The organism is Actinomadura vinacea, assembly GCF_039532545.1.
Lineage (GTDB): Bacteria > Actinomycetota > Actinomycetes > Streptosporangiales > Streptosporangiaceae > Spirillospora > Spirillospora vinacea.
Genome location: NZ_BAAARW010000008.1, coordinates 186,912 through 204,325, shown reverse-complemented (window position 1 = coordinate 204,325; position 17,414 = coordinate 186,912). Strand labels below are relative to the sequence as shown.

At 71.4% G+C, this 17,414-nt stretch carries 14 protein-coding genes; 5 read left to right on the top strand and 9 right to left on the bottom strand.

Annotated elements, in window-relative coordinates; translation table 11 throughout:
• Nucleotides 1-650 precede the first annotated feature (650 nt).
• The 3 genes from ABD340_RS11745 to trxA form a co-directional block, all read right to left on the bottom strand.
• Entirely contained in the window at nucleotides 651-1,517 is an 867-nt protein-coding gene (locus tag ABD340_RS11745) for a putative RNA methyltransferase (RefSeq protein ID WP_344588805.1), read from the bottom strand.
• A 33-nt stretch (nucleotides 1,518-1,550) separates the two neighbouring features.
• The gene (locus tag ABD340_RS11740; protein WP_344588804.1) at nucleotides 1,551-1,907 is read right to left on the bottom strand and encodes an Hsp20/alpha crystallin family protein; all 357 of its coding nucleotides are present in this window, start codon (nucleotides 1,905-1,907) and stop codon (nucleotides 1,551-1,553) included.
• A 90-nt stretch (nucleotides 1,908-1,997) separates the two neighbouring features.
• The gene (gene trxA, locus ABD340_RS11735) at nucleotides 1,998-2,351 is read right to left on the bottom strand and encodes a thioredoxin (RefSeq protein ID WP_344588802.1); all 354 of its coding nucleotides are present in this window, start codon (nucleotides 2,349-2,351) and stop codon (nucleotides 1,998-2,000) included.
• 132 nt (nucleotides 2,352-2,483) lie between these two features.
• Between trxA and ABD340_RS11730 the strand changes: the two genes are divergently transcribed.
• Nucleotides 2,484-3,518, top strand: a complete 1,035-nt coding sequence (locus ABD340_RS11730; protein WP_344588800.1) for a sigma-70 family RNA polymerase sigma factor — start codon at nucleotides 2,484-2,486, stop codon at nucleotides 3,516-3,518.
• A 172-nt stretch (nucleotides 3,519-3,690) separates the two neighbouring features.
• A complete protein-coding gene (locus ABD340_RS11725; RefSeq protein ID WP_344588798.1) occupies nucleotides 3,691-5,037 on the top strand; it encodes a class II 3-deoxy-7-phosphoheptulonate synthase in 1,347 nt (448 codons plus the stop codon).
• Nucleotides 5,038-5,163: 126 nt separating this feature from the next.
• Here the strand turns inward: ABD340_RS11725 and ABD340_RS11720 are convergent, their stop codons facing one another.
• From ABD340_RS11720 to ABD340_RS11710, 3 genes are all read right to left on the bottom strand, one after another.
• Entirely contained in the window at nucleotides 5,164-5,532 is a 369-nt protein-coding gene (locus ABD340_RS11720; protein ID WP_344588797.1) for an ATP-binding protein, read from the bottom strand.
• Nucleotides 5,533-5,665: 133 nt separating this feature from the next.
• Entirely contained in the window at nucleotides 5,666-5,995 is a 330-nt protein-coding gene (locus tag ABD340_RS11715) for an STAS domain-containing protein (protein WP_344588796.1), read from the bottom strand.
• A gap of 31 nt (nucleotides 5,996-6,026) precedes the next feature.
• Nucleotides 6,027-8,324 (bottom strand): SpoIIE family protein phosphatase, encoded by a 2,298-nt coding sequence (locus tag ABD340_RS11710; RefSeq protein ID WP_344588795.1) that lies wholly within the window; start codon nucleotides 8,322-8,324, stop codon nucleotides 6,027-6,029.
• A 312-nt stretch (nucleotides 8,325-8,636) separates the two neighbouring features.
• Here ABD340_RS11710 and ABD340_RS11705 point away from each other — a divergent pair, with 312 nt between their 5' ends.
• On the top strand, nucleotides 8,637-12,869 hold the full coding sequence (locus tag ABD340_RS11705) for a HAMP domain-containing protein (protein ID WP_344588794.1): 4,233 nt from the start codon (nucleotides 8,637-8,639) through the stop codon (nucleotides 12,867-12,869).
• 112 nt (nucleotides 12,870-12,981) lie between these two features.
• Nucleotides 12,982-13,707, top strand: coding sequence for a response regulator (locus tag ABD340_RS11700; protein WP_344588793.1), 726 nt, complete (start codon nucleotides 12,982-12,984; stop codon nucleotides 13,705-13,707).
• 88 nt (nucleotides 13,708-13,795) lie between these two features.
• On the opposite strand, the gene gltX is transcribed toward ABD340_RS11700, so the two are convergent.
• Nucleotides 13,796-15,217, bottom strand: a complete 1,422-nt coding sequence (gene gltX / locus ABD340_RS11695) for a glutamate--tRNA ligase (RefSeq protein WP_344588792.1) — start codon at nucleotides 15,215-15,217, stop codon at nucleotides 13,796-13,798.
• 72 nt (nucleotides 15,218-15,289) lie between these two features.
• On the bottom strand, nucleotides 15,290-15,874 hold the full coding sequence (locus ABD340_RS11690) for a TIGR03086 family metal-binding protein (protein WP_344588791.1): 585 nt from the start codon (nucleotides 15,872-15,874) through the stop codon (nucleotides 15,290-15,292).
• 190 nt (nucleotides 15,875-16,064) lie between these two features.
• Here ABD340_RS11690 and ABD340_RS11685 point away from each other — a divergent pair, with 190 nt between their 5' ends.
• Nucleotides 16,065-16,691, top strand: coding sequence for an NUDIX hydrolase (locus ABD340_RS11685; protein ID WP_344588790.1), 627 nt, complete (start codon nucleotides 16,065-16,067; stop codon nucleotides 16,689-16,691).
• Between the two features lie 183 nt (nucleotides 16,692-16,874).
• Here the strand turns inward: ABD340_RS11685 and ABD340_RS11680 are convergent, their stop codons facing one another.
• Nucleotides 16,875-17,000: a hypothetical protein gene (locus ABD340_RS11680; protein WP_344588788.1), complete on the bottom strand. Its 126-nt coding sequence runs from the start codon at nucleotides 16,998-17,000 to the stop codon at nucleotides 16,875-16,877.
• Nucleotides 17,001-17,414 lie beyond the last annotated feature (414 nt).

The window sequence follows — 17,414 nt, the reverse complement described above, 5'->3', positions numbered from 1 at the left end:
CGTTCGTCCTGAGCCAGGATCAAACTCTCCATCAAGGTCCAACGACAACCCAGCAGAACCGGGCTGCCAAACCTCAGGAAAACAATCCCAGCGATACACCGACCCACAGGGCCGGCGCATTGCCTCAAAGAAATCCCCACCACGGACCTCCGAAGAGAACCGCGGCCACGGGGCGGTCCGACACTAAGGCCGAACCGATAAAGGCACTGGCTTTTAACACGCTGTTGAGTTCTCAAGAAACGGACACCCACCGCGCTCGACCCGCTCTCGCGAGCCTTGCTCCGGGGCAACCCTTCTAACTTACCGGAACTTTCCTGCCTGTCAAGTCGACCGTTTGAAGATCGATTCAACGAGAGGAGAGTGCTCCGGCTTCCGCACATCAAGACTGGGCGAGCCCGAAGACCGCCGTCTTGTTCTACGGAAAGTGCCCATCGGGCCGGCCACCTTGCGGCGTCCTGCATCCCGTCTCGGGCTGACCGCCCCATCGTACAACAGGTCGAGCGGAACTCGAACCGGTTTTGGGTCGGAGCCCGGGGCCGTCCGCCTCTCGGCGTCCCGCATCCCCTTGGGCATGGATGACATTAGAAGCACAGCCGATGATCGTCAAATCAGCGCTCGCGGGCGTCGGTCAGGTTCGAGGCGGCCGGCGTTCACGGTTGAAGGCGGCGGTATGCCGAGAGCACGAACGACAGTGGCACCGGGAGCGGGTCGGGTAGTTCGGCGAGCCGCTTGCCGAGCTCTTCCGCCGGTATGTGATGAGCGCTCGGTCCCATGCCCACGAGCGTGGCGGCCTCGGATCGGCTCATGGTCACGTCGACGTCCAGCACTCGGCACGTCTCGAGCGTGAAATGGCCGACGAGTGCCGCCTCCGTGCGTTCGGTCTTCTGCTCGTCGACGGACAGCAGGCCCAGCGTGGAGACCAGGCTCTGGAGATGGCGTTCCGACGGGGTGACGGTGTAGAGCGTCCCCTCCGGCTTCAGGACGCGATGGAACTCGGAGGCGTTGCGCGGCGCGAAGACGTTCAGGATTGCATCGGCCACGTCGGACCGTAGGGGCAGGGGGCGCCACAGGTCGGTGACGATCGCTCCTATCCGCGGATGCGCGCGTGCCGCCCGCCGGGCCGCGTGCTTGGAGATGTCCAGTGCGAGGCCGACCGCGTCGGGTGAACGGTCGAGCACGTCCCGTAGGTAATACCCCGTTCCGGCGCCTGCGTCGAGAACGACCGGCTCCCGTTCTTCTCCCAGCCCCTCCGATAGGCGTTCGCTGAGCAGGTCCGACACCGGCGCGAAATGGCCGGCGCCCAGGAAGGCGTCCCGCGCTCGCACCATTTCCGGAGTGTCGGCGGTGCCCGGCCGCGCGTTGCCCAGGAGCAGGTTGGCGTAGCCCTGCCGGGCGATGTCGAAGGCATGCCCGGCAGGGCATCTCAGCGCGCTCGTCTCGAGCGCGAGGCTCTCCCCGCACACGGGGCACACGAGGTATTCGACGACGTCGGCCAGCACACGTCCATCATCGACCATGCGCGTACCGGGGCGCGCCCGGCCCGGGTTCGCTCAGCCGCGCAGGGGCAGCGCGACCTCCAGGACGCCGTTGCGGTAGCGCGTCGTCAGGGTGTCGCCGTCCGCCTCGCCGGGCAGGGTCATCACCCTGCGGTAGAGGCCGTACGGGATCTCGGCGTGGTGGCCGCGCCCCGCGCCCCGCGCCTTGAGGTTGTCGCGGCGGATCGCCTTGATCTCGACCGTGTCGCCATGGACGGAGACGTCGATGTCGCGGGCCGGGTCGACGCCGGGCAGGTCCGCGCGGATGACGTAGACGCCGTTCTCGACGTAGTCCTCGGTACGGATGGGGCGCCCGGCCTGGCGGAGCCGGGCGACGGGGGCCGACCGGACGACCCAGCGCAGGGGTCTCATAGGTCGCTTCTCCTTGGGGGGGAACGGAAACGCCGGTGGGCGGCCGTACTACGGGGTTCCGTTGTACGAACCGCCCGGGGAAAGGGCCGGTCAGGCCTCGAGGCGGCGCCGCACGTCCTCCATGTCGAGGCCGCGCACCTGCTCGATCACGTTCTCCAGCACCGAGCCGGGCAGCGCCCCGGGCTCGGCGAACACGATCACGCCGTCCCGGATCGCCATCAGCGTCGGGATCGAGGCGATGCCGAAGCGCTCCGACAGCTCAGGCTCGGCCTCGGTGTCGACCTTGGCGAAGACGATGTCGGGGTGGGTCCCGGCCGCCTTCTCGAAGACCGGGGCGAACCGGCGGCACGGACCGCACCATTCGGCCCAGAAGTCGACCAGCACGATCCCGTCGCCCTGGGCCACCTCGTCGAAGTTGTCCGCGGTCAATGTGACCGTCGCCATGTCGTTCGCTCCTCGCTCGGGGTATCAGGACGGTAGAGCGGTCAACGACCTCGCAGTATTCCCCACCCGGGAATCTCAGGGGGGTGATTGGGCGTTGTCCCGTCAGGGAGATCGCATCGGAGAAGGGTCAGGATGGCTGCAACCCGCACCAAGGGCGACAGGGTCGACGCCCCCGACAAGGATCTCGTCGGGGCGTATCTCGACCGGATCGGCCGCACGCCGCTGCTGGACGCGGTGGAGGAGGTCGATCTGGCGAAGGCGATCGAGGGGGGCCTGTACGCCGAGCAGCTCCTGGAGCAGGGGACGTCGCCCGAGGGCGCGACCCTGGAGGAGCTGGAAGAGCTCGTCGAGGCGGGCCTGCGCGCCAAGCGCAGGTTCGTGGAGGCCAACCTCCGGCTCGTGGTCTCGATCGCCCGCAAGTATCCCACCGACGCCTTGCCCCTGATCGACCTCATCCAGGAGGGCAACCTCGGGCTGATGCGCGCGGTGGAGAAGTTCGACTATCGCCGCGGTTACAAGTTCTCGACCTACGCGACCTGGTGGATCAGGCAGGCGATCGGGCGCGGGCTCAGCCACACCGCCCGGACGATCCGGCTGCCGGTGCACGTGGAGGAGGAGCTGTCCCGGCTGCGCCGCGCCGAGCGGCAGCTGGGGCGCGAGCTGGGCCGGGAGCCGACGCGGGACGAGCTGGCCGGGGCGGTCGGCGTCGAGCCCGAGCACGTCGACGAGCTGATGCGGTGGCGCCGCGACCCGGCCAGCCTGGACGCGACCGTGGACGACGCCGGTGAGACGCCGATGGGCGACCTGCTGGAGGACCCGGAGGCGGTGACGCCCGAGGCGGAGATCGTCGCGCTGGACGATCTCGAGGGCCTGGCGCGGCTGCTGGAGCGGCTTCCCGAGCGGGAGTCGGCGATCCTGCGGGCGCGGTTCGGGATGGACAGCGGGCAGCCGTTGTCGTACGCGCAGATCGGCGCCCGCTACGGGCTGAGCCACAACCGGGTACGGCAGATCACCGATCGTTCGCTGCGGCGGTTGCGGCAGCTGGCCACCGACGCCGACGGCACCGGCCGCCGTGCGCTGGGGGCGCCGGCGGCCGCGCCGGCCGATGGCGGGGAGCCCATGCGCGGCCGCCCCATGCGCCACGCGGCCGGTTCGCAGGCGGCATGAGCGTTCCCGGGGCGACGGCCCGGTCTCCGGGCCGTCTCCGGGCGCTCGCCTCGGCCTCCGGGGCGGCCCGTCTACGTCGTTCGGCCAATGCCGCGGTGCTTCCCGTGCCATAGCCTTGTCCCGATCGAACGCAGCACTCCACTCCATCGACCGTTCGCAGGTAGATCTCGACATGGCCAAGAACATCACGGGGGACCTCGACGCCTGGCGCGACCTCCCCGCCCTCCAGCAGCCCGAGTGGGACGACCCGGCCGAGGTGCGGGCCGTCGCCGAGGAGCTCGCCAAGCAACCACCGCTGGTCTTCGCCGGCGAGTGCGACCAGCTCAGGGAACGTCTCGCCGAGGTCGCCCGGGGCGAGGCGTTCGTGCTCCAGGGCGGTGACTGCGCCGAGACCTTCGAGGGCTCCAACGCCGACGCCGTCAAGAACAAGCTCAAGACGCTGCTGCAGATGGCGGTCGTGCTGACCTACGCCGCCAGCGTGCCGGTGGTCAAGATCGGCCGGATGGCGGGGCAGTTCGCCAAGCCGCGGTCCAAACCCACCGAGATCCGCGGCGGTCTGGAGCTGCCGGCCTACCGGGGGGACGCGGTCAACGGCTTCGCCTTCACCCCCGACGAGCGGCGGAACGATCCGTGGCGGCTGCTGAAGGCCTACCACTGCTCGGCGGTCACGCTGAACCTGTGCCGGGCGTTCACCAAGGGCGGCTACGCCGACCTGCGGCAGGTGCACGCGTGGAACCAGGACTTCGTGGCCGGCAGCCCGGCGGGACGGCGGTACGAGCGCCTGGCGGGTGAGATCGACCGCGCGCTGACGTTCATGCACGCGTGCGGTGCAAATCCCGACGAGTTCCACAGCGTGGAGTTCTACTCCAGCCACGAGGCGCTGCTGCTGGAGTACGAGCGGGCGCTGACCAGGATCGACAGCCTGAGCGGCCTGCCGTACGACGTGTCGTCCCATCTGGTGTGGATCGGGGAGCGCACCAGGCAGCTGGACGGCGCGCACGTGGAGTTCCTGCGGCACATCCGCAATCCGATCGCGGTGAAGCTGGGGCCGACCTCGACCGCCGACGACGCGCTGGCGCTGATCGACCGGCTGGACCCGGACCGCGAGCCGGGGCGGCTGACGTTCATCACCCGGATGGGGGCGTCGAAGGTCCGGGACGCGCTGCCGCCGCTGATCGAGAAGGTGGAGCGGAGCGGGGCGCGGGTCGCGTGGATCTGCGACCCGATGCACGGCAACACCTTCGAGGCGCGCGGCGGCCACAAGACGCGCCGGTTCGACGACGTGCTGGACGAGGTGACGGGGTTCTTCGAGGTGCACCGTGGGCTGGGCACCCACCCGGGCGGCATCCACATCGAGTTCACTGGGGACGACGTCACCGAGTGCGTCGGCGGCGGGCACCCGATCGACGAGGACGATCTGCACCAGCGGTACGAGACGGCGTGCGACCCGCGGCTCAACCGCGGCCAGTCCCTCGATCTGGCGTTCATGGTCGCCGAGCTGTACCGCAAGACGCACTGACGGCGGCGCTCGTTCGGCATCGGTTCGATACCGCCGCGGGGTCCCGGTCCGGCAGGGCCGGCGATCCCGCGGCGGGATCATGCTCCGGGGCGGCCCTCGGGCCGGAAGAGCCCGCGGGGCCGGTGCTCAGACGCTGACCTCGGCCCAGACGACCTTGCCTCCGGTGACGGGGTCGGCGCCCCAGTCGTTGGCGAAGCGGTCGACGATGAACAGGCCGCGATGCGACTCGTCCAGCGGCCCGGGAACGGTGAGCCGGGGCATCTGGGCGGCGCGGTCGCGGACCTCGACGCGGACCCGGCCGGGGCTGCGCAGCAGCCGCAGTTCCAGGGCGGTGCCGGCGTGCAGGACCGCGTTGGCGACGAGTTCGGCGACGATGGCGGTCACCAGCTCCTCGCGTTCCATGAGGGCCCAGGTGCGCATGGTGCGGGCGGCCAGCCGGCGGGCATACTCCACCGCCTCGGTCTGGGGGGCCGCACGGAGCGTGGTCTCGGTCATGGGGTCGGTCACTCAGCGCTCGCCACGGGGACCACACCTGCCGCCGCATGCACCCCATGGGCCGCACAGGGCGGGCGGAACATCGCCGCCAGGCGGGATCGCCGGGCGGCGCGGCCAGAGGTACGGGTGCCCATCAGCCGACCCCCTCCCCCGCCGCCCCGCCGATGAGGAAGCGGTCCAAGCCGGTGGTGCGCAGGACGTTCTCGACCCGGCCGTAGGCGCCGGTGACGGTGAGGGTGGCGTTCTGCGCGCGCGCGTGCTTGTAGGCGCGGACGAGCACGTTCAGGCCGGACGAGTCGCAGAAGTCCACGGCTGTCAGGTCGACCACGACCTCGCGCTCGCCGGCGTCGACGAGCTCGGTGAGCCGCGACCGCAGCTCGTCCGAGGAGTGCAGGTCGATCGAGCCGCGCGCGGCGATCGTCGCCCGGCCTTCCTGTCGTGTCGTGTGCAAGGCAAGCCCCACGCCACCCCACCTTACCGATTGTTGAGCTCCATCATGACGCCCGGAGAACGATGAGGGCAACGTCGTCGCCGGAGGGCTCGGGACCGAAATCCCGTACCGCGCGCTGGATCCGGGCGGCGACCGCGCCCGCGCTGAGCCCGGTGCAGCCCGCCAGCAGCCGTTCGAGGCCGTGCCCGTCGCCGAGCAGCCGGGCACCCGAACGCCGTTCGGTTACCCCGTCGGTGACGCACAGCAGCACCTGGCCGCGGCGCAGCTGGACGGTCTCGGTGCGGAACTCCACCCCGTCGAACACGCCGAGCAGCGGCTGCGGGGAGGCGGCCTCGGTGACCTTGCCGTCCGGGTCCAGCACCAGCGGCGGCGGATGGCCCGCGCTGGTCAGCCTGATCGAGACGCCGTCGCGGCGGGCCCGGGGCGCGATCTCGCCGTGCAGCAGGGTGAGCAGCCGGCCCCGCTCGCCCTCGGCGAGGATGAGCCGGTTCAGCCGGGCCAGGACGTCGGGCACCGACATGTCCTCGGCGGCCAGGATGCGCAGCGCGTGCCGGGCCAGGCCGGTCACGGCTGCGGCCTGGGGGCCGGTGCCGCACACGTCGCCGATGGCGAAGCGCCAGCGCGCGGACGAGGCGAGGCCCCCCGGCCCGGTGGTCTCGAAGACGTCGTAGAAGTCGCCGCCGACCTCGCTGCCCTCGCCGGCGGGCTCGTACACCACCGCGACCTCCAGGCCGGGGATGTCGGGGATGGCGGGCGGGAGCAGGCTGCGCTGGAGCGCGCTGCTCATCGCGGTCTGCTCGGAGTAGAGGCGTGCGTTGTCGACGGCCAGGGCGGCGCGCCGGGACAGCTCCTCGGCCAGCTCGACGGCGCTGCGCGGGAAGCGGTCGCCGGCCGGGCGGCCGATGACGATGGTGCCGATGCGGCGGCCGCGGGCGATCAGCGGGAAGGCGTAGGCCTGGTCGGCGGCGGTGGACCCGGCCGCTGCCCGCACGTCCTGCGGGGCGGTGGCCAGGCCGTGCCAGGGGCCGGGCGTGTCCATCGGGGGCGCCATGTCGGCGTGCTCGAGGAGCTCGCGCAGGCCGTCGGAGCGGGTCTCGTCGGCGTGCCAGACGTAGGCGAGCCGGGCGGCGCCGGCGTCGGAGACGTTGTAGACGGCGCACCAGGTGGACAGCCGGGGGACGACCAGCTGGGCGACCAGGGCCATGGTGCGCTCCTGGTCGAGGGTGCCGGCGAGCAGGTCGCTGGCCTCGGCGACGAAGCTGAGCCAGCCGCGCCAGGAGCGTTCCAGCTCGCCGACCCTGGCCTTCTCCAGGGACAGCGACATCTCGTCGGCCATGCGGCCGAGGCGGGTGGCGGTGGACTCCTCGAACCGGCCGGGCGCGGACGACAGCGCGACGACCACGCCGGTGAGGCGCCCCTGGGCCTCCAGCGGCGCGGCGGCCAGGGAGCGGGCGCGCAGGGCGGCGGCGATGGGGTCGGAGGCGTCGGAGGACACCCAGGGCGATCCGGCGCGGGCGTCGGGGCCGAGGTTGACCACCGACAGCTCGCCGATCGGCACGTCGCCGGGCAGGCCCGCCGAGGCGCCCAGGACCAGCCTGCCGTCGCGTTCGGTGAGCAGGACGGCGGCGGCGTCGGCGTCCAGGACGTCCCGGACGGTGGTGACGGCGTTCTCCAGGGACTCGCGGGCGGCCGGGGAGCGGAGCATGCGGTCGCCGCCGGGGCCGGGCAGGCCGGAGCCCGCGGCGCCGGTGTCGGCGTCTCGGCGGCCCCGCGCCCCCAGCGGGTCGCGCGCGCCGCGCCCGGATCCGGCGGCGGCGCCGTCCAGGCCGCCGGGACGGGTGAACGCCGCGCCGGCGCGCCCCGGGCCGGCCATGCCGGCCGCGCCCGCCGCACCGTCGAGGCCGCCCGTCAGCGTGCCGTGCCCCTCCGAGGACACCCGCGGCGACGCGACCCCGTTGGACGCGCCGGGCCGGGGCAGCCGGAACCACACGCCCTTGGTGCGGCGGTCGTAGGTCACGCCCCAGGACGCCGCCAGCCGCGCGATCGACGGCAGGCCCCGCCCGCTGGAGGCGTTCATGCCGGGCATCGCGAGCGAGCGGGTGGGGTGCAGGTCGCGGACCTCGACCAGGATGTCGCCGTCGACGGTCAGCCGGCAGGCCACCTCGAAGGAGGTCCCGGCGTAGGTGACGGCGTTGGTGGCCAGCTCGCTGGTGGCCAGCACGGCGTCGTCGGCGGCCTCGTCCATGTCCCAGTCGGCGAGCACCCGCCGGACGAACTTGCGGGCGTCCGCCACCGAGGTCGCGGCGGACGGGAAGGTGGCCGACACCGTCTGCCGTTCCAACAGTCGTTCCTCACTCGTCGCGATCTTCACCCGCCGGGGGGCAACGGGCCTCACTGAGTCTGGCTATCGTGACAGACTGGTCCACCAGTCGGCCAGAAAAGCCCCGCCGCCAGGGAAAAGCACTACCGTGCGGTAAGCACGACAGACGGTAACACGAAGACTACAAGCCCGCGCCCGCGGCTCAGGCGTCCTCACGTGGCCGGTTCCCGGCCGAGCGGCGACGTAGAGTACAGATGCGGCCTCGGAGGAAGGATCCGTGGTCCACCTGTACCCCCACGTGCACCCCGATCGCGGGCCAGGAGGTCCAAGAGCATGCCCCGTACCGCGTACGGCACCCGCCCCAACGCGGGCTCGTTCCGTGACACCACCCCCCGCTACAGCGACGCCGATCTGGCGCCGCTGCTGAAGGCGCTCACCGCGGTCCGGGACGGCAAGCTCCGTGCCGAGGTCGACGTGTCCGGCGAGGGCGCGGTGGCGGAGGCGGCCGCGATCCTGGAGGAGATCCGGGACAACAGCGAGCAATTGTCGACCGGGCTGAGCCGGGTGCGCCGGGAGATCGGCCGGGAGGGCCAGCTGCGCGGCCGGATCCCGGCCGGGGCGCTGAAGGGCACCTGGGCGCTGGCGGTCGAGGACGCCAACGCGATCATGGACAAGCTCACCGATCTGGCCACCGGCATGTACCAGGTGGTCGAGGCGGTGGCCCAGGGCGACCTCAACCAGCGGGTGGAACTGCGGGTGCGCGGCCGGCCCATGCGCGGCGAGCTGCTGCGCATGGGCAAGTCGGTGAACGCGATGGTGGAGCTGCTCGACCAGTTCACCTGGGAGGTGACCCAGTTCGCCCGGGAGGTCGGCACCGAGGGCCGGCTGGGCGGGCAGGCGTCGGCGCGCGGCATGACCGGCCGGTGGCGGGACGTGACGGCCGCGGTGAACGCGATGGCGGGGCGGCTGACCGACCAGGTCCGCGACATCGCCGAGGTGACCACGGCGGTGGCCCGCGGCGACCTGACGCGGAAGGTGACCGTCGAGGCGACCGGCGAGCTGCAGGAGCTGAAGCTCACCGTGAACACCATGGTCGACCAGCTGTCGGCGTTCGCCGACGAGGTCACCCGGGTGGCCCGCGAGGTCGGCACCGAGGGGCAGCTGGGCGGCCAGGCCAACGTGCGGGGCGTGAGCGGGGTCTGGAAGGACCTGACCGACAACGTCAACGCGATGGCCAACAACCTGACCTACCAGGTCCGCAACATCGCCCAGGTGACCACGGCGGTCGCGGAGGGCGACCTGGGCAAGAAGATCACCGTGGACGCGCAGGGCGAGATCCTGCAGCTGAAGCTGACCGTGAACCAGATGGTCGACACGCTGTCGGCGTTCGCCGACGAGGTCACCCGGGTGGCCCGCGAGGTCGGCACCGAAGGGCGGCTGGGCGGTCAGTCCCGGGTGCCCGGGGTCAGCGGCGTGTGGAAGGACCTGACCAACAACGTCAACGGAATGGCGTCCAACCTGACCTACCAGGTCCGCAACATCGCCCAGGTGACCACGGCGGTGGCGCAGGGCGACCTGACCAAGAAGATCACGGTCGACGCGCAGGGCGAGATCCTCCAGCTCAAGGACACCATCAACACGATGGTCGACACCCTGTCCGCCTTCGCCAACGAGGTCACCCGGGTGGCCCGCGAGGTGGGCGCGGAGGGCCGGCTGGGCGGACAGGCGAAGGTGCACGGGGTCAGCGGGGTCTGGAAGGACCTGACCGACAACGTCAACTCGATGGCGAACAACCTGACCACGCAGGTCCGCGGGATCGCGCAGGTCACCACCGCCGTCGCGCAGGGCGACCTGACCAAGACCATCAGCGTCGACGCGCAGGGCGAGATCCTCCAGCTCAAGGACACCATCAACACGATGGTCGACACCCTGTCCGCCTTCGCCGACGAAGTCACCCGGGTTGCCCGCGAGGTCGGCACGGAGGGCCGGCTGGGCGGCCAGGCGATCGTGCCGGGCGCGGGCGGCATGTGGAAGGACCTGACCGACAACGTCAACGGGATGGCGTCCAACCTGACCTACCAGGTCCGCAACATCGCCCAGGTGGCGACGGCGGTCGCGCACGGCGACCTGACCCGCCGCATCGACGTGGACGCGCAGGGCGAGATCCTGGAGCTGAAGACCACGCTGAACACCATGGTCGACACGCTGTCGTCGTTCGCCTCGGAGGTCACCCGGGTGGCCCGCGAGGTGGGCATCGAGGGCCGGCTGGGCGGCCAGGCCGAGGTCGAGGGCGTGTCGGGCACCTGGAAGCGGCTGACCGAGAGCGTCAACGAGCTGGCCGGGAACCTGACCACCCAGGTCCGCGCGATCGGCGAGGTCGCCAGCGCGGTCGCCACCGGCGACCTGAGCCGCAACATCACCGTCGGGGCGCGCGGCGAGGTCGCCGAGCTCAAGGACAACGTCAACCTGATGGTCGCCACCCTGCGCGAGACCACCCAGGCCAACGAGGAGCAGGACTGGCTCAAGACCAACCTGGCCCGGATCGGCGGGCTCATGCAGGGCCACCGCGACCTCATGCAGGTCGCCGAGCTGATCATGAGCGAGCTGACCCCGACCGCCAACGCCCAGTACGGCGCGTTCTACCTGGCCGAGAGCTCGGCCGAGGACACCGACCTGGTGCTGATCGCCGGGTACGGGGTGCGCAAGGGCCGGGCCGGGGCGGTCCGGTTCGCGCTGGGCGAGGGCCTGGTCGGACAGGCCGCGGCCGAGCGCCGCACGATGCTGATCGCCGACGCCCCGGCCGACTACATCAAGATCGGGTCGGGGCTGGGCGAGTCCGGCCCGGTCAACATCATCGTGCTGCCGATCATGTTCGAGGACTCGGTGCTGGGCGCGATCGAGCTGGCCTCCTTCACCCGGTTCACCGACGTCCACCTGGCCTTCTTCAGCCAGCTGATCGAGACGATCGGGGTCACGCTCAACGCGATCAGCGCCAACACCCGCACCGAGGCGCTGCTGACCGAGTCCCAGCGGCTGGCCCAGGAGCTGCAGGAGCGCTCGGACGAGCTGCAGCGCCAGCAGGGCGAGCTGCGCAACTCCAACACCGAGCTGGAGGAGAAGGCCGCGCTGCTGGCCCAGCAGAACCGCGCCATCGAGATTCAGAACTTCCAGATCGAGCAGGCCAGGCGCACCCTGGAGGAGCGCGCCGAGCAGCTGGCCATCTCCTCGCGCTACAAGTCCGAGTTCCTGGCCAACATGTCGCACGAGCTGCGCACCCCGCTCAACAGCCTGCTGGTGCTGGCCAAGCTGCTGTCGGAGAACCCGGGCGGCAACCTCACCGACAAGCAGGTGGAGTTCGCCCAGACCATCCACGACTCCGGCACCGACCTGCTGGAGCTGATCAACGACATCCTGGACCTGGCCAAGGTGGAGGCCGGGAAGATGGAGCTGCACCCGCAGCGGCTGGCGATCTCCGGGCTGGTCGACTACGTCGACGCGACCTTCCGTCCGCTGGCGATCGACAAGGGCCTGCAGTTCTCCGTGGACGTCTCCCCCGACGTGCCGGGCCTGCTGCACACCGACGAGCAGCGGCTGCAGCAGGTGCTGCGCAACCTGCTGTCGAACGCGGTCAAGTTCACCGCCGAGGGCGAGGTGCGGCTGCGGATCGATCGCGCCGGCGACATCAGCTTCACGCTGCCGGCGCTGTGGAACACCCCGGACGTGCTCGCCTTCCGGGTGGTCGACACCGGGATCGGGATCAGCGCCGACAAGCTCCAGGTGATCTTCGAGGCGTTCCAGCAGGCCGACGGCACCACCAGCCGCCGCTACGGCGGCACCGGGCTGGGCCTGTCGATCAGCCGCAACATCGCCCGGCTGCTGGGCGGCGAGATCCACGCCGAGAGCGAGCCCGGCCACGGCAGCGTGTTCACGCTGTACCTGCCCGCGCAGTACAGCGAGCCGGACGGGCGGCGCCGTCCCGTGCTCCCGGACGAGCCGGTGCCCGCGGCGGTCACCGCGACGGCGACCGACCCCGGCGCGGCCGCGACCGCGCCGCCGCTGGAGGCGGTGCTGCCCGCCGACCAGCCGGCCCCGGCCGGGGGGGAGCGGCCGGGCGAGCCCGAGCCCGCCCTCACCGGGCGGCTGCTGGACGAGCCGCCCGCCGACTTCCTCGACACCGTGCTCTCGGGCCGCAAGGTGCTGATCGTCGACGACGACGTGCGCAACGTCTTCGCGCTCACCAGCGTGCTGGAGGGCTACGGGATGGAGGTGCTGTACGCCGAGGACGGCCATGCGGGCATCGAGGTGCTGCACCGCAATCCGGACGTGGCGCTGGTGCTCATGGACGTGATGATGCCCGGCCTCGACGGTTACGCCACCACCGCGGCGATCCGGGAGATGCCGCAGTTCGCCGAGCTGCCGATCATCGTGATCACGGCGAAGGTGATGAAGGGCGACCGGGAGAAGAGCCTGGCCTCCGGCGCGTCGGACTATGTGCCCAAGCCGGTGGATGTGGATCATCTGCTGGACGTCATGCGCAACTGGCTGCAACCCTCGATCGTCCGCTGACCCCGGCGGCGCCGGCCGGCGGGTCGGCCGACAATAGGATCATGAGGCGCGGGGCGTCCGCGCGGGAAGGCGAACCGGGACGGGCCGGGAGAGCGATCGGAGAAGGGCAAGCGTGGACGACAAGGCGAAGATCCTGCTCGTGGACGACCGCGAGGAGAACCTCATCGCGCTGGAGGCCATCCTCAGCTCGCTCGATCAGGACCTCATCCGGGCGCGGTCAGGTGAGGAGGCCCTCAAGGCCCTGCTGACCGACGAGTACGCGGTGATCCTGCTGGACGTGGTGATGCCCGGGATGGACGGCTTCGAGACGGCCCGTGACATCAAGCGCCGCCGCAAGACCCGCGATCTGCCCATCATCTTCCTGACGGCGGTGAACAGCGATCCCGACTACGCCTTCCGCGGATACGCCGCGGGCGCGGTCGACTTCATCTCCAAGCCGTTCGACCCGTGGGTGCTGCGCGCCAAGGTGTCGGTGTTCGTGGAGCTGCACAACAAGAACAAGCAGTTGCGCGACCAGACCGGCCTGCTGCGCGAGCAGGCGGCGCTGCTGCGGGAACAGGCGGCACTGCTGCAGGCCCGCCCGTCCACCGATCCGAACCGCACCGGCCCCGGGCGTGGCGATACCGGGCCGGAGCCGGGCACCATTCCGGAGGCGGCGGCGCGTGCCGCGGCGAGCTCGGCGGGTGTGGAGAGCAGGCTGGCATCGGTGGAGGAGCAGCTGGAGAAGCTGGCCAAGCGGATCCCCGGCACGCTCCGGGAGGAGTTCGACGAGCTGGACCGCCGGGTGGCCGAGCTGCACGACACCGTTTCCGGGCCGGACGACGCCCCGCCGCCCTGAGCGGCCGTCTGAGCGTGCGGGGCCGCGGCCCGCGGCGGGGGTTTCCCCGCCGCGGGCCGCGTCTCGTCCTGGTGCGGGCCGTGCCCGCTTAGGAGGCGGTCTCGGCGGCGAGCCTGGCGCGGGCGGCGGCGATGCGGGCCAGGGTCCGCTCCCGGCCGAGGATCTCCAGCGACTCGAACAGCGGCAGCCCCACGGTGCGGCCGGTGACGGCGACGCGGACCGGCGCCTGCGTCTTGCCGAGCTTGAGGCCGTGCGCGGCGCCGACCTCCTCCAGCCGCGTCTTGAGCTCCTCGGTCTCCCACGGCGCGTCCCGGTAGGCCTCCTCGGCCGCGGCGAGGATCTCGGCGGCCGGGCCCTTCCGCATGGCCTTGTTCCAGGACTGCTCGTCGAAGGGCGGCTCGTCCAGGAACGCGAAGTCGACCATCGGGACGATCTCCGAGAGCAGCGCCACCCGGGTCTGGGCCAGCGGCGCGAGCCGTTCGAACACGCCCGGGTCGACCTCGAACGGCGCGCCTTCCAGGAACGGCAGGCACTCGGCCGCGAAGCGCTCGACGGGAAGCGCGCGGATGTACTCGCCGTTGAACGCGCGCAGCTTCTTCTCGTCGAAGAACGCCGGTGAGGTGTTGACGTCCTCGATCCGGAACTCCTCGACGATCACCTCCCACGGCACGATCTCGCGGTCGCCCGACGGTGCCCAGCCCAGCAGCATCAGGTAGTTGCGCATGGCCTCGGGCAGGTAGCCCTCGGCCTGGTAGGCCTCCAGCGCCACCTTGTCGCGCCGCTTGGACAGCTTCTGCCGCTTCTCGTTGACGACCACGGGGACGTGCGCCCACACCGGCGGCTCGGCGCCGAGCGTCTCCCACAGCAGCTGCTGCTTGGGCGCGTTGGACAGGTGCTCCTCGGCCCGGACCACGTGGGTGATGTCCTGGCTCATGTCGTCCACGACGTTGGCCAGCAGGAACGTCACCGAGCCGTCGGCGCGGGCGATGACGAAGTCCTCCAGGAGGGCGTTCTCGAACGCCGGCTTGCCGCGCAGCAGGTCGACCACCGTGGTCTGGCCCTCGTCGGGGGTGCGGAACCGCAGCGCCCGGCCCGGCCCCGGCTCCAGGCCGCGGTCGCGGCAGAAGCCGTCGTAGCCCTTGTGCTGGTCGCCGGTGCGGGCGATCACGTCGTCGCGGGTGCACTCGCAGTAGTAGGCGCGTCCGGCGTCGATCAGGGTGCGGACGGCGGCGGCGTGCTTGTCGGCGTTGGCGGACTGGAAGTAGGGGCCCTCGTACTCCTCGCCGTCCATGCCGAGCCAGGCCAGCGCCCGGATGATCCCCTCGGTCCATTCGGGCGCGTTGCGGGAGGCGTCGGTGTCCTCGATCCGCAGCACCAGCGTGCCGCCCGACTGCTTGGCCATCACCCAGTTGAACAGGGCGGACCGGGCTCCGCCCACGTGGAACATCCCGGTCGGGGAAGGGGCGAAGCGAACCCGGAGAGAAGAAGAGGTCGACGGCGTGGAAGACATGGCACAAGCGTAGAACGCCCGGCGCCCCGCTCGCGCCCGACTTTCGTGCCGCCGACCTCCCGCGCGGCGGGATCAGGGCTTCCAGTGCGGATCGCGTCCTGACAGCCCCAAGAGCCGGTCAAGAAGCGGGGCGTCCTCGGGGACCTTCGCCTCCTCGCCGAACGCGCCGTATTGCCGCCCCATCTCGGCCATGGGCTTCAGCTGCTCGTAGGCGGCCTCGACCAGCTCGCCCGGGATGGCGGCGGTGTCCTGCCCGGTCGCGACGGCCAGGTCCCAGCCGTGCAGGACGCATTCGCCGAGCATCATCCCGCCGATGACAGGCGCGGGCATGCCCTGCGGGTTGCCGGTGAGGCTGGTCTCCCCCTCCCAGGCCGCGGGGTCCGACCAGGCTTCGGCCATCCTGCGTGCCCGCTCGGTGTAGAGGGCGGCCCAGTCGCCGTCCTCTGTGTAGTCGTGCCCCTCTTCCTCCGCCGCGGGCGGCCGCTCCTTCCGCGCGGCCGTCTCGGCCGGCGCGGCCCAGAAGGTCATGTGGTTGATCAGCGCCCGCACGTCCCAGTCGGGGCACGGGGTCGGCGCGTCCAGGCGGCCCGCCGGGACGCCCTGGACGATCCGCGCCGCCGTCTCCGCCGCGGGCGCCATCAGGGTCCGGAAATCCATCGTCTCTCCAGGCATCGTCTCGGCACGCCTCTCTCGCTCATCCGTTCGAAGAAGGTTCCACGCTAGGAGCCCTCCCACCTGCGGTCTTGTATAAACGCGCCAGCGCCGCGCGCGGCGAACTCCCGTGGATCTCCTCCGGTCGGCGCCGCCCGGCCGGTCCCGGGCGGGGCGCGGCTGAGAAGATCAGCGCATGACGGATCCCCTCGTGAGCCTGCCTGCGTTCCGGGAGACGGCCGCCGAACGGCTCGGCGCGTTCTCCAGCACCACCGTCCGCGACTCCCCCGGGTCCCGCCGCGCCGGGGTGGTGGTGTGCGTGGTGGAGCACGGGGGCGCGCCCTCGGTCATCCTGATCAAGCGGGCCGACCGGGGCCGGAACGCGGGCCAGTGGGGGCTGCCCGGCGGCCGGGTGGACGAGGGTGAGACCCCCGAGGAGGCCGCGCTGCGCGAGTTGCACGAGGAGCTGGGGCTGGCCGTCGGGCCCGGCGAGGTGCTCGGCGCGCTCGACGACTTCCCGGCGGCGTCCGGTTTCGCGATCACCCCGATCGTGGTGGCCCCGGCCGAGCCGGGCCCGCTGCGGCCCAGCCCGGACGAGGTCCACTCCGTCCACCACGTGAGCCTGGGCCGGCTCGCCGCCGACGACACGCCCCGCTGGGTGCCGCAACTGGACGGCGGCCACCTGCTGCAGATGCGGCTGCGCCCGGACTGGGTCGTGCACGCGCCGACCGGGGCGATGCTCTGGCAGTTCCGCGAAGTGGTCCTGCTCGGGCGCGAGGTGCGGGTCGCCGACTTCCTCCAGCCCGACTGGACCCGCAACTGATCTCCCGCGGCGACTTTCAGAAATTCCGGGAATCCGCCGCAATGATCACTCCGGCATAACAAATTCCCCCGACAGAAAGCGCTCGGCATTCCGGCCGTACAGCACGCTTTCGGAGCACACCCGCTCGGACGGGTGCCCGCCGGTTCCCGGCACGGCCGCGAGACGACGGCTCAGCGTTCCACCTCAGCTGTCCAGATCAGCCATGGTGCGGAAACGACTGAATCCGTACATGGACGTCGTCGCGAGCCCCTCGTTCGCGACCATTGACTCCATTCCGATAACCCCCTTCCAGACCAGCGCGGCGTCCACCAGATCACCACAGGACCGCCATATATCGGGCCACAGAAAAGCTTGAGCAACCCGCACGCAGATCCGGGGTCATCGCTTTTCAAAGCCGCCCCCATTTCCGTCGGCTCGGAAAGGCCGGCGGCACGTCGCGTCATTACGCTCAGCGGCGCGAGCACGCGCAGCAGCCGCTAGAGGGAGGGCGCGCGGGCGCCGGTCTCCTCGACCGCCTCCCCGCTCGCACGGGGCCGGCGAACGGTCGGCCACGCCGGGTTCGGCGGCGGCGCGCACCACCCGGACGGCCGGACGACGCGCCAGTCGATCCGGGCCGTTCGGACGAATGCGACCGCGGCTCTCCGTAACAAACCCGTGATCTTGCCGGAAGCTAACGGACATTTCCGGTTTATCCATTTAAACGACACTGGTGCGGCTGATGCT